This is a genomic window from Acinetobacter sp. 228, from assembly GCF_048147885.1.
Map to the genome: position 1 here is coordinate 109,928 of NZ_JAYWYV010000006.1, position 21,938 is coordinate 131,865.

The 21,938-nt window shown below is 42.3% G+C and carries 23 protein-coding genes; 7 read left to right on the forward strand and 16 right to left on the reverse strand.

Annotation, left to right across the window (positions count from 1 at the left end):
• Positions 1-30: 30 nt before the first annotated feature.
• Complete coding sequence (locus VXQ92_RS06840) at positions 31-1,188, reverse strand: hypothetical protein (RefSeq protein ID WP_416680915.1); 1,158 nt, start codon at positions 1,186-1,188, stop codon at positions 31-33.
• A 311-nt stretch (positions 1,189-1,499) separates the two neighbouring features.
• Between VXQ92_RS06840 and VXQ92_RS06845 the strand changes: the two genes are divergently transcribed.
• A complete protein-coding gene (locus VXQ92_RS06845) occupies positions 1,500-2,378 on the forward strand; it encodes an EamA family transporter (protein WP_064094566.1) in 879 nt (292 codons plus the stop codon).
• A 140-nt stretch (positions 2,379-2,518) separates the two neighbouring features.
• On the opposite strand, the gene VXQ92_RS06850 is transcribed toward VXQ92_RS06845, so the two are convergent.
• The 3 genes from VXQ92_RS06850 to truB all read right to left on the reverse strand — a co-directional run bounded on the left by VXQ92_RS06850 (position 2,519) and on the right by truB (position 4,803).
• Complete coding sequence (locus tag VXQ92_RS06850) at positions 2,519-2,986, reverse strand: hemerythrin domain-containing protein (RefSeq protein WP_005248295.1); 468 nt, start codon at positions 2,984-2,986, stop codon at positions 2,519-2,521.
• A 134-nt stretch (positions 2,987-3,120) separates the two neighbouring features.
• Positions 3,121-3,885 (reverse strand): sulfite exporter TauE/SafE family protein, encoded by a 765-nt coding sequence (locus tag VXQ92_RS06855; RefSeq protein ID WP_313390847.1) that lies wholly within the window; start codon positions 3,883-3,885, stop codon positions 3,121-3,123.
• Between the two features lie 12 nt (positions 3,886-3,897).
• The gene (gene truB, locus VXQ92_RS06860) at positions 3,898-4,803 is read right to left on the reverse strand and encodes a tRNA pseudouridine(55) synthase TruB (RefSeq protein WP_416680916.1); all 906 of its coding nucleotides are present in this window, start codon (positions 4,801-4,803) and stop codon (positions 3,898-3,900) included.
• 181 nt (positions 4,804-4,984) lie between these two features.
• Between truB and VXQ92_RS06865 the strand changes: the two genes are divergently transcribed.
• The 4 genes from VXQ92_RS06865 to VXQ92_RS06880 all read left to right on the forward strand — a co-directional run bounded on the left by VXQ92_RS06865 (position 4,985) and on the right by VXQ92_RS06880 (position 9,573).
• Entirely contained in the window at positions 4,985-6,013 is a 1,029-nt protein-coding gene (locus VXQ92_RS06865) for a lipase secretion chaperone (protein WP_416680917.1), read from the forward strand.
• A 390-nt stretch (positions 6,014-6,403) separates the two neighbouring features.
• Positions 6,404-7,414, forward strand: coding sequence for an esterase/lipase family protein (locus VXQ92_RS06870; RefSeq protein ID WP_416680918.1), 1,011 nt, complete (start codon positions 6,404-6,406; stop codon positions 7,412-7,414).
• 84 nt (positions 7,415-7,498) lie between these two features.
• Positions 7,499-8,470, forward strand: coding sequence for an esterase/lipase family protein (locus tag VXQ92_RS06875; RefSeq protein ID WP_416680920.1), 972 nt, complete (start codon positions 7,499-7,501; stop codon positions 8,468-8,470).
• Positions 8,471-8,604: 134 nt separating this feature from the next.
• Positions 8,605-9,573 (forward strand): esterase/lipase family protein, encoded by a 969-nt coding sequence (locus VXQ92_RS06880; RefSeq protein WP_416680921.1) that lies wholly within the window; start codon positions 8,605-8,607, stop codon positions 9,571-9,573.
• 522 nt (positions 9,574-10,095) lie between these two features.
• On the opposite strand, the gene rplS is transcribed toward VXQ92_RS06880, so the two are convergent.
• From rplS to ispH, 12 genes are all read right to left on the reverse strand, one after another.
• Positions 10,096-10,470: a 50S ribosomal protein L19 gene (gene rplS, locus VXQ92_RS06885; protein ID WP_005101283.1), complete on the reverse strand. Its 375-nt coding sequence runs from the start codon at positions 10,468-10,470 to the stop codon at positions 10,096-10,098.
• 185 nt (positions 10,471-10,655) lie between these two features.
• Complete coding sequence (gene trmD, locus VXQ92_RS06890) at positions 10,656-11,390, reverse strand: tRNA (guanosine(37)-N1)-methyltransferase TrmD (RefSeq protein WP_044109068.1); 735 nt, start codon at positions 11,388-11,390, stop codon at positions 10,656-10,658.
• 28 nt (positions 11,391-11,418) lie between these two features.
• Positions 11,419-11,967: a ribosome maturation factor RimM gene (rimM, locus tag VXQ92_RS06895; RefSeq protein ID WP_064094575.1), complete on the reverse strand. Its 549-nt coding sequence runs from the start codon at positions 11,965-11,967 to the stop codon at positions 11,419-11,421.
• 30 nt (positions 11,968-11,997) lie between these two features.
• Positions 11,998-12,255 (reverse strand): 30S ribosomal protein S16, encoded by a 258-nt coding sequence (rpsP, locus tag VXQ92_RS06900; RefSeq protein WP_004281198.1) that lies wholly within the window; start codon positions 12,253-12,255, stop codon positions 11,998-12,000.
• Between the two features lie 143 nt (positions 12,256-12,398).
• On the reverse strand, positions 12,399-12,857 hold the full coding sequence (locus tag VXQ92_RS06905) for a type IV pilin protein (RefSeq protein WP_064094576.1): 459 nt from the start codon (positions 12,855-12,857) through the stop codon (positions 12,399-12,401).
• Entirely contained in the window at positions 12,851-13,297 is a 447-nt protein-coding gene (locus VXQ92_RS06910; protein WP_064094577.1) for a type IV pilin protein, read from the reverse strand. Before VXQ92_RS06910 ends, VXQ92_RS06905 begins: the two co-directional genes overlap by 7 nt.
• 10 nt (positions 13,298-13,307) lie before the next feature.
• Positions 13,308-16,874: a pilus assembly protein PilY gene (locus VXQ92_RS06915; RefSeq protein WP_416680922.1), complete on the reverse strand. Its 3,567-nt coding sequence runs from the start codon at positions 16,872-16,874 to the stop codon at positions 13,308-13,310.
• A 15-nt stretch (positions 16,875-16,889) separates the two neighbouring features.
• Positions 16,890-17,657, reverse strand: coding sequence for a hypothetical protein (locus tag VXQ92_RS06920; RefSeq protein WP_064094579.1), 768 nt, complete (start codon positions 17,655-17,657; stop codon positions 16,890-16,892).
• Positions 17,654-18,676 carry a PilW family protein gene (locus tag VXQ92_RS06925; protein ID WP_064094580.1) on the reverse strand — a complete coding sequence of 341 codons (1,023 nt, stop codon included), beginning with the start codon at positions 18,674-18,676 and terminating at the stop codon, positions 17,654-17,656. The genes VXQ92_RS06920 and VXQ92_RS06925 overlap by 4 nt, the downstream gene beginning before the upstream one ends.
• A 1-nt stretch (position 18,677) precedes the next feature.
• On the reverse strand, positions 18,678-19,187 hold the full coding sequence (gene pilV, locus VXQ92_RS06930) for a type IV pilus modification protein PilV (RefSeq protein ID WP_064102387.1): 510 nt from the start codon (positions 19,185-19,187) through the stop codon (positions 18,678-18,680).
• Complete coding sequence (locus VXQ92_RS06935; RefSeq protein WP_064094582.1) at positions 19,187-19,633, reverse strand: GspH/FimT family pseudopilin; 447 nt, start codon at positions 19,631-19,633, stop codon at positions 19,187-19,189. The genes pilV and VXQ92_RS06935 overlap by 1 nt, the downstream gene beginning before the upstream one ends.
• Before the next feature lie 164 nt (positions 19,634-19,797).
• Entirely contained in the window at positions 19,798-20,748 is a 951-nt protein-coding gene (gene ispH / locus VXQ92_RS06940; RefSeq protein ID WP_064094583.1) for a 4-hydroxy-3-methylbut-2-enyl diphosphate reductase, read from the reverse strand.
• A gap of 133 nt (positions 20,749-20,881) precedes the next feature.
• Here ispH and gmk point away from each other — a divergent pair, with 133 nt between their 5' ends.
• Entirely contained in the window at positions 20,882-21,505 is a 624-nt protein-coding gene (gene gmk, locus VXQ92_RS06945) for a guanylate kinase (protein WP_064094584.1), read from the forward strand.
• Between the two features lie 76 nt (positions 21,506-21,581).
• The gene (gene rpoZ / locus VXQ92_RS06950; protein WP_004650579.1) at positions 21,582-21,863 is read left to right on the forward strand and encodes a DNA-directed RNA polymerase subunit omega; all 282 of its coding nucleotides are present in this window, start codon (positions 21,582-21,584) and stop codon (positions 21,861-21,863) included.
• The last annotated feature ends 75 nt before the right edge of the window (positions 21,864-21,938 follow it).

Here is a 21,938-nt window from a genome sequence, read left to right on the forward strand (position 1 = left end):
TTTATTTAAGATAGCTGTATTAAAATGATTTTAACGTGGTGTAGCGTCTTTAATTGCCGTATTCAGTGCATTGGCTGCTGCAACATTGTAGCCATCACAAGCAGAAGCAAGCTGATCATAACTGTATTCTGTCCATTTGATCATTAAAGAGCTTGCATCTTCTGCCTTTAATCTGTCCAAGGCAACCTGTCTTGATTGGGCAATATAATCGTCATGATCAATATGTTCCCCATGTTCCGAGAAGGCACTGTCATAAATTCCTCCCTGATATTCGATCGCACCGAAATATTTGTAATATTGCATGGCAGCATCTTTATATTCTGCTTTTTTATATTTCAAACCAGCCATGGTGCCATCTAGAATAGTTTTTGCCATTTCCTGGACAGAGGCTTGTGCCTGCCATTCAGCCAGAGTGGTATAGCGAGTTTTTTCTACCGGATTAAATTCAATATATTCTTCTTCAGGATGTTCCGCCAGAAGACGGAAACATTTAGATCCATTCGGGAACTTGCGGGCCTTCTGCAAATCAATAAAATTGGTCGCAAAGGCATTATAATACTTGCGGTCAGCTGTAGTGGCGCTATCACTGTTAAACAAGGTTCTGGTCTCAGTATCCTCATACATTTTCACCCCAGCAATATTGGTACGCTCAGTTAATGCTTTGCCTGACAGATCGTACCATGCTATGTGACGATGATTGCTGATGTTGTTCTCCGGTATCGTCACAGGACGGCTCTTGAATTGAGTCGTCGTATTTTCCAGTACTTTTTCCAGCTTGTAACCTAAGGCTGTACGGTTCTGATCTGCAGGGAATACACCTTTTTCTGTGACATAAGTCGGAAAGACCATGTCATCTTCAACATCATATTCAGTATCCACGGCACTGTTATCATCCGCATATAATATGCCGTCAGTAATTTTATTTTTATGACTGGCCAATAGAAGTTTTTTCGACTCCATCTCTGGGGCTTCAGCATTCGGCAGGTTGAACTGGTAGTTATAGAATTCCGAAACCGTGTCTGATGCGCCATCACCCGGAGTTCCAGGATTATTCGGATTATTCGGATTACTAGGATTGGTCGGAGCCGGTGGGCTAGGAGCTGGTGTATTATTATCAGAATTATCAGAGCCTCCACATGCTGCAAGCATACAGCTTAAAATGGCGCAGGAAAGTATTCTTAATTTCATTATTATCTACCTTATTATTTTCATTGTTATTTTAATGCCACCCCGAATCGGGATCTAAGACATTTTAATAAATATAAAAATAAGATCAAATTAAAAATTGATTAATTTGTAATCACACTTCAAGTCGCTTTAATTTTGAAAAGTCAATCCTCATGGATTTGATCAAGCCAAAAACCCGGATGGATTGAGTCCAGATATTACTGAACCCTGAGAAAATATTGCTCTGCCCTACTCATCAAAAATTAACCGTTTTGCTATAATCCCGCTTTCTTCCATGTCCTGATTACACCTTTCTGGTGTAAGTAACTCCCATGCCAAACGCTCAACTCCTTGCTGTGTTGTACATGGTTTTATCCATGACGTCGTACCAGATCAGTGCATCCTTCGCCAAGCAGCTTTTTCTGGTCCTTGACCCTATTACAGTGACCATATTAAGACTCTGTTTTGCAGCAATCATTGTCGGCGTGATGTTTCGTTCCTGGAAAATTATTCAGCGTTTGCCTTTTTTGAAATGGCGGGATTTACTCTGCTATAGTGCCGCTTTAGGCGTAATGAATATCCTGTTCTACATGTCGCTGGGCAAACTCCCCCAAGGGATTGCGGTAGGGCTGGAATTTATTGGTCCGCTCGGCCTGGCTCTTATTTCGATTCAAAACCGCAAAGATTATGTCTGGGTAATGCTGGCAATTCTGGGTATTGTACTGATGGTGCCCTGGGGACAGGCCAATAGCAGTAATTTCGACCTGATCGGCGCCGCCTGTGCTTTAGGTGCGGGTTTATGCTGGGCACTGTATATTTTCTTTGGCCAACGTGTGGTGCAGCAAAATATCGGCATGCATGCACTGACTATTGCGATCAGTATTTCAGCCTTATGCCTGTTACCGATCGGACTGTATAACAATGCTCCTGCCTTGATAGACACCCAGTACTGGGGCAAGGCAATTAGCATTGCTGTACTGGCAACAGCCATTCCTTATGCTCTGGATTTAAAGGCACTTCAGCATTTGAATAAAACCAGCTATGGTACTCTATCCAGCCTGTCTCCGGCTTTGGCTGCACTGGCCGGTTTTGTACTATTAGGCGAAAAAATTACGCTTCTTCAGACCGTGGCACTGATCTGTATCATGCTGGCATCAGTCGGCGTGACGGTACGTGCCGCCCGTCAAGGATCGGCAGAGCGGAATAACTAAAAGGCTTATTGGAATTTGAACAACTGATTAAATATTCTATCCATTCTGTGTTTTTACTTACTTTGAAAGAAAAATATAGAAGGCATAAAAAAGATGGCACTACTGCCATCTTTTTTATTTATTCAACTTGAATTTAAAGCTTAGCTTTGTACCAGCATATCTTTTTTCATGTCTTTATAACGCTGGTATTCATTCTGGTACTGCACTGCCAAAGCGGTCTTCTGCTTTTCATCCAGAATTTTTCCGGCCTGCTGGAAGAAACCATGTTCTTCTTCTTTTAAGTGATGATGCACCTTTTCGGAAAGTTTTTTGGCCATGGCAATCCAGCCCGGATTACTCAATTCAGTTGCGGTCAGTTCCTCGATCATTTCGTCCATTTCATGATGTTCGGCCAAGGCATGGCGGGTAATATTCAGGCCCGAATCGGTCATCATCAAGGGAATATAAAAATAACGGTCTTCCGCAGCTTCATGGGCAAATAATTCATTTTTCAGTTGCTTGAACAGCTCGCGGCGTTCTGGTGTATCCCCGGAAGTCTGTAATAGTTTTTCTGCAAGATCACGCTGAATCTCATGACTCTCTCTTAATGCTTCAAAAATAGTCGTCATTCCGATATTTCTCCGATTGTTTTATTTTTCATATCATTGATTCTAGAAGATTTTCAGAACAGGTTCAGACGCAGTTTATACAGTGATTTGTTAAGAAATTTTAATATCGAGAATGATTTACATCGGGTTTATATCTAAAAAAACATCTGGTATGCCATCCGGCAAATCAGCAGACTGACCAGAATCAGGAATAAAATCCGGATAAAACCACTGCCATATTTAAATGCCAAACGCACCCCGACCAAGGAACCACAAATATTGGCTACCGCCATCATTGCCCCGACCATAAACAGCACATTGCCACTGGGAATAAAAAAGCTTAAGGCGGCCAGGTTGGTGGTGAAATTGGCAATTTTCGATAAGGCCGATGCATGCAGGAAGTCGACGCTTAAATAGCGAATAAAAAAGAAAATAAAGAAACTGCCGGTGCCCGGACCAAAGATACCATCATAAAAGCCTATCGCCAGACTACCCAAAGCGGCCAGTATCAGCATTTTCCGATTCAGTTTTTGTTCGGTATGCACCTGGCCAAACTGTTTTTTCATCAAGGTATAGATTGCGATCACGATCAACATGACCAGCACAAAAGGCTTAAGGATCTCGACTGGAATTAGCGTAACGCTGGCTGCACCAATAAAAGAACTGACAAAACTGCATAGTGCAATCACGCCCAAGAGCAACCAGGGCAGTTTTACCTGACGCAGATAGGAAAATGCCGCAGAAGCGGTGCCACAAATGGACGCGAGTTTATTGGTGCCAAAGACCGTAGCAGGCTGTAAATGCGGTAAAGTCCCCATAATTGCCGGGATCTGGATCAGACCACCACCGCCCACGGCAGCATCAATCGCCCCTGCAAAAAATGCAAAGACAACCAGACTGATGATGATCTCAATTTCCATATATTGACTCGATTAGAAGTTTAGGACGCGTTTAGGTACCAGACGTTTTTTGTCGGTGATTTCTGCCAGACCCAGACATTTCTCACCATCAAAAACCAGTACCTGTTCAGCTGCTTCATGTTCGATATTACTTTCCATGCCGCGGCTAAAATATTCTGCACGACCTTCGGGTATCTGCACTTTTGGAAAATGATCAACCGGTGCATAGGCCGGCAATAACAGTGCATCACGCTCTGCTTCGCTCAGGCTTTCCAGATATTCAATGGTATAACTCGGAATCAAATCAAAATGGCCGGTTTTGATGCGATGCAGATAAGTCAGATGGCCATAAGTTCCTAGCGCTTTGGCAATATCTTCCCCCAAAACCCGGATATAAGTCCCTTTAGAACAGGTAATATCCAGCGTAATACTGTTTTCCGTAAAGGATAAAATCTCAATCGCTAAAATCGTAATCGGACGTGCTTCACGTTCAATCTCGATACCTTTGCGCGCCAGTTCGTATAAAGGACGGCCTTCTTTTTTCAAGGCGGAATACATCGGTGGCACTTGTTGGATATTCCCGATAAACTGTGCCAATGTATCCTGAATCAAGGCTTCCGAGAGTTCAGGAACTGCTTTTTCCAGAAGCACCTCGCCTTCCACATCACCCGTGGTGGTGCTATGTCCCAAAAATACGGTCGTCTGATAACGCTTGACCGAATCTAATAAATAATGCGAAAACTTGGTCGCCTCCCCCAAACACACAGGCAATAAACCGGATGCCAACGGATCCAGCGCACCGGTATGGCCGGCTTTTTGTGCACGATACAACCAGCGGACTTTTTGCAATGCAGCATTGGAGCTGATGCCCAAAGGCTTATTAAGCAGGAAGACACCACTGAGATGACGGCGCTGAATTTTAGGAGATGATGCTTTCATGGCAAAAAATCAGACATTTTATAAATTGGCGCCATGGTAAAACCCTGCGAGAGGATTTACAACTTTTCTATAGTTTCTAATGATTTTTATGGCATATTGAGCCGGTTTGAACAACTCAACGCTTTTAAAAAGCTTAAACCTCTAAAAATAATGAAATAACGAGAAAATAGGTGCATAGGATATGCAGAAATATAAAATATGGATCATTCTGGCTTTGCTGGTGCTGTGCATACTCACACTGATCTTATGGCTGTCCCCAAAAGAAAATACCCAGGCGGATACAGGAACAGAAACACCTTTAACTGAAACTCAGGCAGAGCAAACCGCACTCTTGGTCAATGGTCCTGCCAATGCAGCTTTCCCCAGTGCCAGCCAGCAAGATACCGAAATTAATTGTCAGATGCAGTTAGATGCCAGCAATCGTCTGATTGTGAATGAACAGACCCGCAACTGTTTTGAATATTTTATTACCCAGTTTGGTGAAAAAAATCTGCAGCAGATCCAGCAGGATTTTAAAGCCTATATTCGCCAGAATCATAAAGAACCGGCACTCTCGCAAATTCTGGATTTATGGGATCGTTATATCCAGTACCGTCAGGGTTTGGGCCAACTCACTGCACCGGCCGGGCTGAATCAGGAAGATCCTGCCTATTATCGTAGCATCTATAACAGTACCCAGAATTTGCGCCAGCAATACTTTTCCAAGTATGAAATTGAGGGCTTGTTCGGCACAGAAGATGCCTATCATGAATATACCCTGGACCGGATGAGCGTACTGGCGGACAAAAGCTTGACTGAGATTGAAAAAGCCCAAAAGCTCAAAGCACTGTTTCAGCAACTCCCGCAGGACTGGCAGGAAAATCTGGAACAACTAAATAAACTGGAAGACCTGCGCAAACTCACCGCTGATATTAAAGCCCGTGGCGGTTCCCGTGATGAAATCCGGCAGATGCGGATAAATCTGGTCGGCCCTGAAGCAACACAACGACTAGAGCAACTGGATGTACAACGCAGCGACTGGAAAAACCGGGTGACGGGCTATTTAGATGAACGAGATCAGATTACTCAGTCCGGCATGTCCGATACAGCAAAAAAGCAAGCCATTGCCCAGCTGCGTAGCAAGCATTTCAATACACCGCAAGAACAGCTACGGGCAGAAACCTTTGAACAGGTCCATGATCAGGGGGCCAAGTTACCCTTCGCGGATTAAATCCAAAAGCCATCACCTGTTGATGGCTTTTTTATGACCTCAATATTTAAGACTTAATTGTTGTGCTAAAAACAACTCCTAAGAGTTGTTTCTAAATATTTCTTATTTACACAAAATAACCCGCACGAGCTTTTTGTATTTCAGCCACTTGTAATTTAAATACATGTGTAAATAAAACATATGCTTACAATGTAAAAACCTCCTGTCCTGCATGTCCTGAAATGACATGGTTTAAACGCTTTGAAATGAAAAAATACCCCTTTTAAAAAAGAAAATTTGCTCAGCCACTGAAGGTCGGAACTGTATTTTCATCCTCTGATTTTGTGGCTTGCAGCACTTTATACAAAGCAATGATTGCTTGAATAACGATAAAATTAAAAAGGGACAGTTATGCGTACTTTTAGTAAGACAGCACAGTTTATGACTGTAGCTTTAATAACAACGCTGGGATTAAGCTTTTCTGCACAGACTCAGGCCGCAGCGAGTGCAACACAAGTGATAGAAAAGAGCAGATCCGACTATGCCAAGACCAAATATCCGATCCTGATGGTGCATGGCTGGTTAGGCTGGTCACGTATTGGTACCGATAGTATCGGGCTGGATTACTGGTATCAGATTCTGCCAGATATGGCACGTAATGGCTCAACCGTGTTTGCGGCACAATTATCGCCGGCAAATACTACGATGCATCGCGGGGAACAACTGATCCATCAGGTTGAAGAGGTTCTGGCAATTACCGGCAAGCAAAAACTGAACTTGATTGGCCATTCCCATGGCGGACCAACAGTGCTGTATGTTGCAGCGACCCAGCCGCAGTATATTGTGTCTATCACTGGCGTTGCAGGAACCTACCATGGCTCCAAAGTGGCAGATGATATTCAGAATAATCGCCTGACCCGTACCGCCTTTAATATTTTAGGTGATTATATTATTGGTCCATTGATTGCACTGGGCCAGTTTAAACCTGAACTGGAAATTGATTTTGATGCTTCCATGAAATCCCTGACCCAGACCGGCTCAAATACTTTTAATGCCACCGTGGCGCAGCAGGTGGTCAAAGATGGTGTATTGGCCTCCACAGAAAACTGCAATAAAAATTTAAAGCAGAAAGACAGTAAAGGAATCCATTATTATTCATGGACAGGTGTAGCCCAAGCCACCAATGCCCTGGATATTGATACGATTCTGATGCAGCTCGGCCCTTTATCTTATGGCAGTAAAGACAATGATGGCATGGTGTCACGCTGTAGTGCGTTCATGGGCAAGGTCATTCATGACCAGTACAAACTCAATCATACGGACCTGGCCAACATGATGTTTGGTCTGAAGGGTATGTTTGCACCCGATCCGGTCGCCCTCTATCGCCAGCATGCCAACCGGCTCAAATTAGAAGGTTTATAATCCCAGAGTGCCTATATTTCAGCTGAGATATAGGCTTTTTTCTGATTATTTTTTATTTGACCTATCCGTGATCGGGAAGCTGCAATGAAAAAAATAATATCGTACTTAAGCTTTTTGCTATTGGTTTCCCTATTAATTGGCCCTGTGCAAGCCTCGGCATTACAACAATATAAAAGCAATTTTATTCTCTCAAGTTATGCCAGGACAAAATACCCGATGGTCTTTGTGCATGGTTTTGGTCTGGGTTTTAACCGGATTGGAACGGAGAGCATCGGTCTGGATTATTGGTATCAGATTCCCCAAGATCTGAGCCGGCATGGTGCACGGGTGTTTTCTGCCGAATTGTCTGCTGTTGCGTCCAATGAACTGCGCGGCGAACAGCTCTTGATGCAAATTGATGAAGTACTGGCACTGACAGGCCATAAGAAAGTCAATCTGATTGGGCATAGCCAAGGTGGCCCAACGATTCAATATATCGAGGGCGTTGCACCGCATAAAGCCGCCTCTTTAACCGCCATTGCAGGCGCCATGCAAGGCACACCGGTTTTTGTCAATGCCAGCCAGACACCCCTCCTTGAACCCTTTATTCATGCCATCGGGACAATTCTGGGCCACAGCATGAATCTAGTTACAGGCAACCAGTATCCGGTCAGTACGATCGAGGCACTGCAAGCCATGAACCCAGAGGCGATTCAGGCTTTCAATAGAAAATATGGTTCCGTTGCTATTCCCCAAAACTGTCAGTCTCAAGGCAGCAAACTTACACCCAATGGAATTTACCACTATTCCTGGATGGGCAACCGGCAGGCAACCAATTCCTTGGATGCGATTGAATCTACAGTCGTGACGTTAGGTAGCAGTTTTCTGAAAGGAGAAGCCAATGATGGTGCTCTGCCGCTGTGTAGCGGACGCTATGGCCAGAGCATCCGTCAGGACTATGCCCATAACCATTTTGATGAAGTAAACCAGTTTTTTGGCATTTTGGGTCCTTTCGCGCAGGATCCGGTCGCACTGTATCGCCAACATGCCAACCGGCTCAAACTGCAAGGCTTATAAATCACTCATCTTTATGAATAGATCATCTCTATTAATTAAAAAAACTTAGGAAACTAAGTCCCTGCTACAGAGGGAAACTTTAGGCAACCGGATGAGGATCATCCCGTTAAAACAACAAAAGTGAGGAAAATATAATGAAATTCGGAATATTAATCACCGGCCTGCTACTGGCGGGTACATGTCTCAGCACCCAGGCATCCACCCAGGCCAGTCAGGTTACAGCAAAAGCCAGTTCACAATATGCCAAGACCCAATATCCGATTGTCTTTGCACATGGTATGGCGGGTTTCATCCGGATCGGTACTGACCAGTTTGGACTGGATTACTGGTATCAGATTTTACCGGATCTGGCGCGTAATGGCGGCAATGTCTGGGCAACCCGTGTCTCGCCTTTTAACTCATCGGAAATTCGTGGTGAGCAACTTTTAGAGCAAGTAAATGAAATTCTGGCCATTACCGGTGCAAAGAAAGTCAATCTGATCGGTCATTCCCATGGCGGCCCGACCATTCGTTATGTCGCAGGTGCAGGGAATGGAATAATTGCTTCCCTGACTTCCGTCGGTGCTCCGCATAAGGGTTCCCCGGTTGCAGACCTGATCCTGCAAGCAGAAGGCACACCGATACAAGGACCTTTAGTGGGTGGCATTAACCTGGTGTCTAAGGCCATCACCTGGGCACAAGGTCTGGATCCGAACAGTTTCCCGCATGATTCTCTGGCTGGTGGTCGCAGCCTGACCCTGGCAGGATCTGCGCAATTCAATCAGAAATATCCACTGGGTATGCCGACTACCACCTGTGGTGAAGGTGCATATCAACAAAAAGGTATCTACAACTATTCATTCACAGGTGTAGGCCAAGTTACCAACCCGCTCGATCCTGATTCAGCACTCAAAGTTACAGCCCTGCTCATTGATGGCGGCAAGGAAAATGATGGTCTGGTCTCCCGCTGTAGTGCCAAATTCGGTAAAACCATTCGGGATAACTACAACTGGAACCACCTGGACGAAGTGAACCAGTTACTCGGGTTAAAAAATGTCTTTGCTCCAGACCCAGTCGATGTTTATCGCCAGCATGCCAACCGCTTAAAACTGCAAGGTTTATAGAGCTACACAAGCCTCTATTCATCCAGAGGCTTTTTCCATCTTATTTTTCGCTAAATTTTTTCTTAAAATTTACTTGTTAATCATGATTAAACTGCATATAAAATATTCATCAAATATAAAAAGAACTGTGAAATAAAATAAATGCAGATACCTTCTATAGAAATCAAAAACAGATTTAAAAGAACCTGCCCCTGTTGCAAACGAAAAGTGATTAATCCTTTTCAATTTAAAAAATATGAGCCTTATTATTGTCCCTCTTGTCATCGACATATTATCGCAAATGTATGGATCAGTATTTTACTGGCTATCACACAATGTTTTATTTGCATTCAACTTTTTAATGCAGGATTCCAGTCTTGGGGATATTTTGTATTATTCCTGATGTTTATTCATAAAATTTTCTTGGATATTTTGGATGCCATGATCTTGCCTTTGCAGGAACATTTCGAATAAATCCAAATAAAAATCAGGCATAAAAAATGCGCCCAAAGGCGCATTTTTTCACTCGTATAAAACTTAAAATTAAGCTTTAGTTTTACGAGCTGGTAATTTTTCACGAATACGTGCAGCTTTACCAGACAATTCACGTAGGTAGTAAAGTTTAGCACGACGAACGTCACCACGACGTTTCACTTCGATACCAGCAACGATTGGAGAGTGAGTTTGGAATACACGCTCAACGCCAACACCGCTAGAAATTTTACGTACTGTGAACGCAGAGTTCAAACCACGGTTTTTCTTAGCAATTACAACGCCTTCGAACGCCTGTAAACGCTCACGCTCGCCTTCTTTTACTTTAACTTGAACAATAACTGTATCACCTGGTGCAAAAGCAGGGATGTCTTGTTTCAATTGTGCGTTTTCAATTACTTGAACTAAAGGATGCTTACCGCTCATGGGGTATCTCCAATATGTGCGAGTCAGAAGAGGTCTGATCATCGCTGGGTATAGAGGCTAAAGCGCATACACCCGATTATCTTTCCCTTTATGGTTGACCATCTCAACCATAAAGAGCCTATTAAAGAATACTTAAATCATTTTAAGTACTTGCTTGAAGACAGAAATGATCACTCATCAATATCTTACAAATCTTTTAGCCATTTTTTCTGCTGCTTGCTCAGTTCGACTTTTTCCACCAACTCTGGGCGGCGTTCAAGTGTACGCTGATATCGCTGCAAAAACCGCCATTTTTCAATATTGGCATGATGCCCGGACTTTAACACCTCAGGCACATCCAAACCTTCAAAATGATCTGGCTTGGTATATTGTGGGCAATCTAGCAGACCATCCACAAATGAGTCTTGCACGTGTGATTGTTCATCAGACATGGCACCCGGAAGTCTCCGGATAATACTGTCCAATAAAACCATCGCAGGAAGTTCACCACCTGACAAGACATAATCTCCAATTGACCATTCCTGATCAACATATTGCTGGATCAAACGCTCATCGACACCTTCATAACGTCCGCACAGTACGATAATTCCGTCATATTTGACAAAATCCTGTACCGCAGTTTCGTTTAAGGTCTGTCCTTGCGGTGACATATACACCACAGGAACCTGAACTGCACCCGCTTGCGTTGCAAGCTCTTTGGCATGCTGGATTGCTTTTGCCAGAGGCTCAGCCATCATCACCATACCCGGACCACCACCGAATGGACGTTCATCCACCCGTTTATAGTTGCCCGTCGCATAATCGCGAGGATTGATACAATGAACTTGCATCAATTCACGTTTTGCTGCGCGCCCGCTAATACCATAGGCTGTAATCGCTTCAAACATTTCAGGAAAAAGCGTAATGACTGCAAAGAACATCGCAGACTCCCGTATTTCCGAAAAATTCTTAGTAATCTACGCCCCAATTGACGTAGATACGACCAGCTTCAAGATCAACGCGTTGCACCACATCTTTATGCCATGGAATCATTCGCTCTTCGCCATCGATGCTGTCGGCAGTTGCGCGAACTACCATCACATCGTTAGCACCTGTTTCAAACAGCTCAAAAATTTGACCAAGATTGATTTCTTGTTCCTGCTCATCCAGACCTAACACCGTTAGACCTTTCAAATCAGACCAGTAATACTCATCTACACCAGCTTGAGGCAGTTGCGATTTAGAGATCCAGACATTGGAGCCAACCAGTTCGTCTGCAGCAGTGCGATCACTCACACCTTTCAGCGAAACAACCAGGCCTTTACCATGTGGTTTCCAACGTTTTACATCGACAATTTGCCAACCTGCTTTGGTCTCAATGTACCAAGGCAGATAGTCAAATATGTTGCTCATGGGGTCTGTATTGGAATAGACCCAGAGCCACCCATTTAATCCATATGCTGAACGTAACTGTCCAATCTGAATACGATCTTCGGGAACATTCTGTGTTGGTGTCATGGGCAAGCTACTACCTAATTTATATAAAAATTATGCAGCAACTGCAGCTTTCTTAGCTTGAGCAGCTAAAGAAGCAACACGATCAGAAGGTTGAGCACCTTGAGAAACCCAGTGAGCAAAACGGTCAGCATCTAAACGAAGTTTTTCTGCTTTACCTTGAGCTGTAGGGTTGAAGAAACCGATACGTTCGATGAAACGACCGTCACGTGCATTACGGCTATCAGTCACAATGATTTGATAGAACGGACGTTTTTTAGCACCACCGCGTGCAAGACGAATAACAACCATGATAGAACCTTATAGTTTTTACGGATTATCCTTGTACCGACCATCGATACAGCTCAAACCCCTTTCATAGAGGGCAGTATTTTACTTGAACTTTGCCCTGAATGAAAGATCAAAAAGTATTTAGGTAGAATTTTGGATTTGAGTTAGCGACCGTCCCAAGTAGATGTTTCACTCAAGGCACAAGCTACCGCACCCTTAGCCCAAAATTTCTGGTTTCTTTGATTTAAACAAAGAACACCATTGTTAGCAACCACAGTACCGGTTTTAGGAGTAGCTACAAGTGTCCATGTACTCAACCCGACATTAGTTAAAGCGACGGTATATAGGACTTCACCTTGTGATGGAATATTTCCTGAGTGCTGTATATCTGCTAACGTAATAGCCGTTGGTGTCCCTCCAACATCTTTCATATAAGAAAAATTAGCAATTTTATAGCGCTGTATTTTTTGAGCAATATCCAATAACTCAGCTTGAGCTTCAGTTCTTTTCGTTTTTCGAACATATTCCTGATATGAAGGATAAGTAATCGCAGCAAGGATACCTATAATTGCCACCACAATCATGAGTTCGATAAGCGTAAAGCCTTTATTTTCATTTACCATTCTTCATGCCCCGCTCCACACGTCATGGTCGTGGTATTAATATTAGCCCAAGTCTTATTTTTACAGCGCAAGCCTGTGCTTGACATTAAGAAGCTAAAGTTTCGCGTATCTTGACTTTCAGCTGTCACAACCCATGTTTGTCCGGTGGCGCCAGGAACTAAAACAAAATTGTACTTAACAGCTGTTCCAGTTGCACCTTTAGGCAGCACCCTCAAATCCGTTGGCACATTAGCTCCCTCATAGCTAAAGTTGCGAGACTTATGCTTATCTAACATCATTGCTATTTGTTGGAGTTGATCTTGTGCTTGCGCAGCCTGACCACGTCGTACAGTAGCTTGATAGGATGGAATCGCAACCGCAGCAAATATAGCTACAATTACGACCACAACCATGAGTTCAACCAAAGTAAAACCCTTTACTGGTGAAATATTTAAATTCATAAGTCACCTATCAGTTTTTACGCGCTAGTTTTTCATACCAACGTTGGGGAATCAGACACATTTCTGTTGCTTCACCACCACCGAAACTACCCGTCACAGTTAGAGCAATACGGCCACTTGTTTGAATACAGTAATTTTTTGCACTAGACTCACCTTCCGCTTCTGGTGGACATGCTTCATCACCACAAGTTGGTGGACAGCTGTCACCTTCACAATCAGGCTTTCCTCCACCTCCATCATCTTTACCACCAACGGTTACAGTATGAATACCTACACCAATTACAGCACGTGAATCAGCTGGCTTCGAAGCACATTGGCCATATGGCAAACAGAAAGCTGTAATCATACTTTCACCTTTGACACCAGCGCCACAATCACCAGAAATACCGGGTTTACTGGCATCAAAAGTAGAAACATATAATTTATAGTTCATCGCCAAGGGTGTACCAAATACTTTCTCACTTTGTTTTTTATAGCTACTACAATTTTTCAGTGCTCCATCTACTCCAGCTGTACAGTTTTGGAAGCGATAGAACCAGCCTTTACCTGAATAAGGTGCAACAGGATTAGTGGTTGAGAAGCGATTACTATCGGTAATTTCTCCTAATTGCGTTTTTATGACGCTTTCAGTTTTAAGAGGCGCTGTTGCCGCTCTATTGAACAAATCACGGCGTGCAACATCTTTATCATAAACATTATAAATAGAATCGTAATCGTAGCCTGCTGTAGTGGTTGTATAATCTCGTAAAGGTTCGCTTCTATTACCACTGCCTATTGAAATCAATGCAAATGTTTCACCGCCTGCATTATATAGAGAGAAACTCGGCATATCATAGAAACGTGGACTTTTCTCTGCCGCATTTAAATTTAATAGACGGACTGGAGTTTTGGGTACAGCTCCTATCTTACCTTGTTTATTATCCAAATCGATTCGAAATACCTGACCGCCTAAATCCCCAAAGTAAAGATGATCTACAAGGTCATCTCCATCACGGTCAACCGTACGGATTTGGCTTGCAACGCTATATTTTAAGTCATTATGTTGAGTGGCGATTACACCTGATTCTGTTGTTACTGCTGAAGTACTTGATGCATTGGCACTGGCCCACCATAATAAATCACCATTGTCAGCATCAAACATATAGACACCGGCGCCTTTCTTATTTTGTTGATTATAAATATGACTCTCATAACCTTCATATAAGCCTTTTACACCATTTGTACGCGCATCACCATCATCACCACCAGCATCATACCCCCCGCCTACAAACATAACGCGTTTACGTACACCACCCCAATTAACCCATGCTATGGACGGTTTTGACCAACTTTGGCCCATATATTGCAACTGTGAGAATGTCTTGCTTGATGATCCGTTATAGACTTTCTGGGTTGCAGGATCGATATGGAATTTAAGTGTTGGGCTGTTTATATCGCTCAAATCTAAAGCATAATAACTACGGCCACCCATACGCAAACCACCGTATGCGATTTGCCAGCCCTTTTGACTAGTGGTTCGGCCATTACCCACAGTTAGATTACCAGAAGCATCTACCACATAACGCGTATCAAGCGCCCACGCACCATCAATTCCGTAAAACAGTTTTTGCATTCCCCCAGCAGTAACATTCGACAGCCTGAAAGCATCTTTTTGATTGTCTACCATTTCATTAGGCACAAAGGCAAATTTTTCTACACCAGTATTGGCATCGACAGCATGAAGCAAACCTTGCGTTGTTCCGAAAAGTATATAGTCTTCCCGGTTAGTCGATTCCATAACCTTATCAGTTGTGTTGTAACTGAGCTTACCTTTATTCGTAACAAGCACTGGGTAAGAGTGCATGACTGCACCCATCTGACGTAGAGCTGGTTGGGTAATTAAATTTGCAACTGTCGTTGGCGGGCTATTAACATCGATGTTATAGCCTAATAATGATACTAAATAACCACGATTCGGATCATTTTTATATGTCGAATCTGAAAGGTCTGCAAGTTGAACTTGACGAAGGTTACCACTCCCCCCAAATACAGTTGAAGCTCCTGTTCCAGTCGCTCTACGGTTTGTTAGCAATTTCCGTTGAGCTGTTTGGTTATCAGCTTTAGCCCCTAATAATAATTGAGACCAAGCACCACCTCTCGCTGCAAATTTACGGCTACCCACTGTATTCTCATCACTATTGACTACTGAATTATCAATTGCTTTCGCCCAATAATCATAAACTGCTGATGTAATATTTCCATTTTCATCATAGGTAGGTTCGACTAGACTACCATTATTATTAAAGACCCGAGAACCACCTTGACCTTTTAATATACCATTTCCATCAACTTTAAATTTTTTCAAATTTCCAAGCCACAGTTGGTAATTGGTATTCGGTGTCGGTTGAAAGGTCTGATAATAAGCCACATCTTGGAGTTCAGCTGGATTTAATGCATCACGAGGAACTGTAGGCGAGCCTGTAGTCACTGAAGGAATCCCTTGCGATAAGTTATTAATAAAATCATTAACACTATCTACAATATCTTGAGAACTATTTCCTGGATACCACCCACCTTCACCAATAATTCCCCAATATGCGGCTTCCTGTACATTTGTTAAATTTGTTTTCTTGTTTCCATATTGATCTAAAAATGGAGCTAGATTTTCCGCTTGTGATTTTGTAGGATCGTATTTTGGAATACTATTAAAACTATTACCAAACCCTACTACAGCTGTTTTAAATTTCAATCCTTTAGCATTTTTAGTTGGATCTAATAACGCAGAATTTAATTTTCCAATACAATCCCATCCAGGTGATGTCCCAGTACAATTTGGAAACGTTGTTTTACCAATAGCAGCCTTCGACAGGTTTGTAGTTGTTCCTTTATTTGGCTCTCCATCTGTTAATACATAAATTCCTTGGCCACTACATTTCTTAATCTCATCCATTTGAGTCAGAGAAGTAGGAGAGCTGTAATTATTTCCACTTTTAGTCAGACTATCTGACTCATTCCACCCTCCATTGTCATAATCTTTAGTAGATGTTCCCATTAAGTAGGAAATAGTAGTCGCATATGATCGACCTGTTGGAGTGTTAGAGTTTGCGGATAATCCATTAATTCTTTCCCACAATATTTCGCGCTGGGTTTTATTTACATCTTTACATTGAGTATTCCACCTTGAACCCGTGCACTCTTGTACAACTATTGTTGTATTTAAACGTCTTGCAGGAACTAATACTGCACCAGACTCAGTATTTGTTGGTGAACCCAAGGTTGATAAACCTATAATTTTATCATCGGCTAACTTTGTGATTCCTTTAGATGCATTACCATTTAGAAGATCATTCATTGCTGTTTTTAGACGAGTAATTCGATACTGTCCTGTACCGTCATATGAACCATTGCCAGTCATACTTCCAGATACATCAAGCATAAACATAAGGGTGACATCACCAGACTTTGCATCCTGATAAATGTCAATATCACTTGCTTGAGTTACGCTAGTAGTAACCAATACTGTTGATAGTGCAGTCATACTTGCAACAAGGACTTTATAGCCATATGAACTTAGAAAATTATTTTTTAATTGTTTCATTTCATTACCCCAAATTTAGACAAAGTCCTGAACAATGACATATTCAGTCACATGAGAAGTAAACGGAACATTGAGATCACTCAGGCATTCTGTGACCGTTCTTCTACTCGGTGCATTTAAACTTACCGTAGTCCCTACAGGAATTGTTACTTCACTCATATGATTTTGAAAACATGCATTAATTGCTGAACTCGTTGCAGACGTAAGATTAGGCATAACTGAAACTGCAAAAACCTTTACTGCCTTACTACGCTCGAATTTAACTGCTTCTTCATCCGTACCAAATTGCGCCCCAAAAAATGGATCATTTTCAGAAATACTAGAAAACTTGACCGCGACTTGTGTCATTACCACTTTTCTTCCACTTGTAAAAAAGTTAGTAGAACTTCCTGTACTCGAATCACAGTAACCTTCTGTACCAAATTCATTATTTGTTGGTGCAGTTGTTCCCGCTTTCCAATAGATGATACTTGCACGATTGATGTCAAAGAAACTTGGTTCAGCACCTCTATAGCAAAATACAAGTTCCTTATCTCTATCATCAGCCCCACCAATATAGCCAAACATCCCACTGCCACTGAGTGCCTGAATGATATTATCTTCTCTTTCAATATTGAAAAATGCCGAGTCCGAGTTTTGTAGCAACAGCTGCTGCGCTTGACTATTCGTTGCAATTCCCAGAGAAACCATTCCTTGTCGTACTGCAAGCGTTCCCAAGACAATAACAGCTAACAATATAAGTAGAACCACTATAAGCGTTGCACCACGTTGTTTCTTAATCATTGCCCTCTTTCCCCAAATGTATTTCTCAAAGCGACTGTTTGTGTTACTACTTGACGAGCATATTTAGGAGAGTTCGCTGCAGGTGTTTTAATTTTTACAGCTTGATCTAATACTTGAAAAACTTGGCTGTCTGAGAAGGTGCTGTCATTCCCCACTGACTGATTGGAGCGCCCAAGAATCCCTAATTGAATTAATAGAATTCGCGGTCTTGGAGCTGGCAATGCAAGATAAGTAGCAGCATCAACATAACGATAATTAGCCCCATTTTGAATACCATACAACACCCTGAAATGATCGGCGCGTTTTAAAATAATCTGTCCAGCATCTCCAAATCCTGTAATAGAAGTTGGACTACCATCTAAAGGATAATACCCTGCATCACAGGCAAGCGCTAAAGGCTGATTTGGCTCATTATCGCTTTTATTACTATCAGCTCTTAAGAAGTAACGCTGTACTATTACCTGTCTCCCCTGTGCCAGGGTAAATTCTAAATTATTCCCTTCGCAATCAAATCCTCCATACCAAACATCATCTGTAGTGGCTAGGGTGCCTTTATCATCTTTGATGTATTGAGGTAAATATTGAATTGTTAATTGGTCACTAGAAAAAGTATTTATATTTGAGATACCAGACCACTGTGGGGCACTTCCTACTGTCTGACCATGACTTCTGGATAATAAATTCTGTGCCACAGTACCCCCAATAAGTGTAATAGGCAGATTAGCTCTTTCTGTTCCTGTTACAGTCACTGCATTTGCACTCGACCTAAATACAATACCGCCATAGGTACTAAGATCATTGATACTTGATTGAACGGTATTCAAATTACCCAAGCGAATATCTTGAATAATTGTATTTAAACCAAAATTTGCATCATCTTGTAAACTCGCCTGTCCTTGTTGTAATGCTTGACTTCTTGATGCAGTTAAAAACAGCATCAAAGCTGCTGCACTAATTACCAAACCAAGTGCTAATGCGATCATCAACTCGATTAAAGTGAAACCTACTTGTTTATTCATATCAGTAGACCTCCATAATTAAACAGGTTGAATCAGGATCATATGCAGTACTCGAAGTACAGTTTCCTTCCCCAACTGCTCCATGTGTTGGTGCAGTGTCTCCCCATGCTACATAAATGCAACGGCGCCCATCATTATTTCCTTGGCATGGCAAATAATTAATCATCATGCCAATTGAACGTGCTTTTCTAGAAATTTCGGACACATCAAAATCAGCAAAGTCAGTACTTGTACAATTAGTTGCAGTAAAGCAGTTTTTCGCTCTATCCAGTTGTTTCCCTGGTGTATTCAAGTTATATGTATAAACATTTTCTGCACCACGATTCACTCGCATTCTTTCAGCCAAGTCACGACCTAAATTAATCGCTTGAATACGCGAACCACTTTCTATAGTTGCTTCAACCGCTCTATACTGAAGCGCAATAAATCCCATTACGCCGATTGCCAGAATAAGCAATGCAATGAGTACTTCCATTAGTCCAACACCCTGTTGATGGTTTATTCTATTCATCAGCATGTTCCCTTCACCACTTGTTGAACCGTTCCCATTTTAGATACTGAAATAGTTTGAGATATTCCGCCCGAATTACTACATAAGATAAATGTCGTATCTGTAGTTGCACCAACTACACCGCCATTAAATCCATATGTAATTTCTGTTGCACTACTTGGAAGTAATGTGGTGGAGCCATAAGGCATCCAATTTAAAACCGTATCAGTATTTGCTACCCGAGTTGGTGTTTCTACAGACTTGAGCTCAATCTTTACATTCCGACGTTCTAAAACAGCTTTAGAGCGTGCTTCTTGCAATACTCCGATGAGTTCATTAGTACTTTTCTTGAGATTTTGTTGTGTCATCATATTTCCAAAAGAAGGAGCAGCTATTCCTGCAATAATCGCCAACACCGCAATCGTGATCATTAACTCAATTAAAGTAAATCCTTGGCTTTTATACATACTTCCTCCCCCTTGGGCCTCATATTCACCCATTTAAACTATTACTTATTAAAATTACAAAAACTACACAGAACAGATAAAAGGCATAAAAAAACAGATAACTGTCAGTTCACAGCCATCTGTTTATTTTTAAATAAAAAACAGAATGTTAAGCAGTTAACAGTCTAGCCTTGGATTACAGGAATACGTAACTCTTTCGGTAGGCTGAATGTAATATTCTCTTCTCGCCCATCCAGCTCATGTGGTGCTTGGGCACCCCAGTCCTGTAACCGCTGAATGACCTGCTTAATCAGAATTTCCGGTGCTGACGCGCCTGCTGTTACCCCAATCTGGATATTTTCTGCAAACCATTCCTGTTTGAGCTCATCGGCATTATCAACCAGATAAGCAGATTTACCCATACGTTCAGCCAGTTCACGCAAACGGTTTGAGTTAGATGAATTTGGTGAACCCACAACTAAGACTACATCACAACGTTCAGCCAGATCGCGCACTGCATCCTGACGGTTTTGCGTAGCGTAGCAAATATCATCTTTACGCGGGCCTTGGATCATTGGGAATTTTTGACGTAAGGCATCAATCACTTTCGCCGTATCATCAATTGATAAAGTGGTTTGAGTGACAAATGCTACTTTTTCAGGATTTCGCACAGTTAACGCAGCAACGTCTTCTTCGTCTTCTACTAAATAGATATCACCGCCATTTTTCTTGTCATATTGGCCCATGGTACCTTCAACTTCTGGGTGTCCCTCATGCCCAATCAGAATGGCTTCCACTCCTTCGCGTGCATATTTCGTCACTTCAATATGTACTTTAGTGACCAACGGGCAAGTCGCGTCAAAAACTTTTAAACCACGGCGTTCAGCCTCAAGCTGGACGGCTTTCGAAACACCATGTGCACTAAAAATCACGATATTATCGTCAGGCACTTCATCCAGCTCATCAACAAAAATTGCACCACGCTGGCGTAAGTCATCGACCACAAATTTGTTGTGCACCACTTCATGACGCACATAAATTGGTGGGTTAAAGCATTCTAAGGCACGGTTCACGATCGCAATGGCACGATCCACACCAGCACAGAAACCACGCGGGTTGGCTAAAACAATTTCCATAGAATCCTCAATACTCACACCATTTTTAGTGGTTCAATTGAAATAAATGTAAACAATCGGCTGACAACTATTTAGTTTAAAGCCGCTCTACTCTAAAATAGAGAAGATATTTTATCATATCAGGAAAAATATCATGTCGGGTCTCTTGTTTGTCGTTTCTGCAGCGTCTGGAACAGGCAAAACATCCCTTGTTAAAGCCCTACTTGAGCGTGTCAACAATCTTCACGTTTCTGTTTCACATACTACACGTGGTCAACGACCTGGCGAACTCGATGGCGTGCATTATCACTTCTCCACCAAAGAAGATTTTTTAAATCTGGTCAATGAAGGTGGTTTTATCGAATACGCTGAAGTATTTGGTAATTACTATGGTACCGCGCAGGCCACGGTGAAAGAACAGTTGGCTAAAGGCCATGATGTACTGCTGGAAATTGACTGGCAGGGCGCACAGCAGGTTCGTCGACTTTTTCCTGAATCAAAACAAATTTTTATCTTGCCGCCAAGCCAGTTTGATTTGCGGGAACGCTTGTCTAACCGGGGGACTGATACCGTTGATGTGATTGAACATCGCCTGAGCTGTGCAGTAGAAGATATGCAGCAATATAGCAACTTTGACTATATCATTATCAATGATGACTTCAATAAGGCGCTGCATGACCTTGAAGCAGTGATTATTGCCAATCGTCTGGTGCTTAGCCAGCAAGCCAACCGTCATGAAAAGCTGATTCAGAAACTGATCACGCCGACTGAGCAGTGATTAAAACTTGAGTCTATAGACAAAGCCTTTTATACTGTGCAGTCTGTTAAAATTTATTATTCAAACGAGAATTCTTATGGCACGCGTCACCGTTGAAGATTGTTTAGACCATGTAGACAACCGCTTTGAGCTTGTACTAGTGGCAAGCAAGCGTGCGCGTCAATTGGCGCGTCAAGGCATTGAACCAACTGTAGAATGGGACAATGACAAACCGACTGTTGTTGCTTTACGTGAAATCGCTGCAGGTCATGTATCAAAAGATATTTTGAAACAACGTGATCAAGACTATCAGACATCAAGTCTGGACCTTGCACTTTCTGCAAACAATCTGAACTTAGACGGTTTTTCTTTCCAATAAGAGATCGTCAATCAAAAAGCCTAGTTTAAAACTAGGCTTTTTTTGTTATGTGACTTTTATATTTATACCAGAACG

Coding starts and splice junctions, on each gene's coding strand:
- gmk (WP_064094584.1), top strand. CDS start 20,882: ATGTCGGGTCTCTTGTTTGTCGTTTCTGCAGCGTCTGGAACAGGCAAA.
- VXQ92_RS06880 (WP_416680921.1), top strand. CDS start 8,605: ATGAAATTCGGAATATTAATCACCGGCCTGCTACTGGCGGGTACATGT.
- ispH (WP_064094583.1), bottom strand. CDS start 20,748: ATGGAAATTGTTTTAGCCAACCCGCGTGGTTTCTGTGCTGGTGTGGAT.
- truB (WP_416680916.1), bottom strand. CDS start 4,803: ATGAAAGCATCATCTCCTAAAATTCAGCGCCGTCATCTCAGTGGTGTC.
- VXQ92_RS06840 (WP_416680915.1), bottom strand. CDS start 1,188: ATGAAATTAAGAATACTTTCCTGCGCCATTTTAAGCTGTATGCTTGCA.
- VXQ92_RS06875 (WP_416680920.1), top strand. CDS start 7,499: ATGAAAAAAATAATATCGTACTTAAGCTTTTTGCTATTGGTTTCCCTA.
- VXQ92_RS06905 (WP_064094576.1), bottom strand. CDS start 12,857: ATGGTAAATGAAAATAAAGGCTTTACGCTTATCGAACTCATGATTGTG.
- VXQ92_RS06935 (WP_064094582.1), bottom strand. CDS start 19,633: ATGTATAAAAGCCAAGGATTTACTTTAATTGAGTTAATGATCACGATT.
- trmD (WP_044109068.1), bottom strand. CDS start 11,390: ATGTTCTTTGCAGTCATTACGCTTTTTCCTGAAATGTTTGAAGCGATT.
- rpoZ (WP_004650579.1), top strand. CDS start 21,582: ATGGCACGCGTCACCGTTGAAGATTGTTTAGACCATGTAGACAACCGC.
- pilV (WP_064102387.1), bottom strand. CDS start 19,187: ATGAATAGAATAAACCATCAACAGGGTGTTGGACTAATGGAAGTACTC.
- rimM (WP_064094575.1), bottom strand. CDS start 11,967: ATGACACCAACACAGAATGTTCCCGAAGATCGTATTCAGATTGGACAG.
- VXQ92_RS06915 (WP_416680922.1), bottom strand. CDS start 16,874: ATGAAACAATTAAAAAATAATTTTCTAAGTTCATATGGCTATAAAGTC.
- VXQ92_RS06910 (WP_064094577.1), bottom strand. CDS start 13,297: ATGAATTTAAATATTTCACCAGTAAAGGGTTTTACTTTGGTTGAACTC.
- rpsP (WP_004281198.1), bottom strand. CDS start 12,255: ATGGTTGTTATTCGTCTTGCACGCGGTGGTGCTAAAAAACGTCCGTTC.
- VXQ92_RS06920 (WP_064094579.1), bottom strand. CDS start 17,657: ATGATTAAGAAACAACGTGGTGCAACGCTTATAGTGGTTCTACTTATA.
- VXQ92_RS06865 (WP_416680917.1), top strand. CDS start 4,985: ATGCAGAAATATAAAATATGGATCATTCTGGCTTTGCTGGTGCTGTGC.
- VXQ92_RS06925 (WP_064094580.1), bottom strand. CDS start 18,676: ATGAATAAACAAGTAGGTTTCACTTTAATCGAGTTGATGATCGCATTA.
- VXQ92_RS06870 (WP_416680918.1), top strand. CDS start 6,404: ATGCGTACTTTTAGTAAGACAGCACAGTTTATGACTGTAGCTTTAATA.
- rplS (WP_005101283.1), bottom strand. CDS start 10,470: ATGAGCGGTAAGCATCCTTTAGTTCAAGTAATTGAAAACGCACAATTG.
- VXQ92_RS06850 (WP_005248295.1), bottom strand. CDS start 2,986: ATGACGACTATTTTTGAAGCATTAAGAGAGAGTCATGAGATTCAGCGT.
- VXQ92_RS06845 (WP_064094566.1), top strand. CDS start 1,500: ATGCCAAACGCTCAACTCCTTGCTGTGTTGTACATGGTTTTATCCATG.
- VXQ92_RS06855 (WP_313390847.1), bottom strand. CDS start 3,885: ATGGAAATTGAGATCATCATCAGTCTGGTTGTCTTTGCATTTTTTGCA.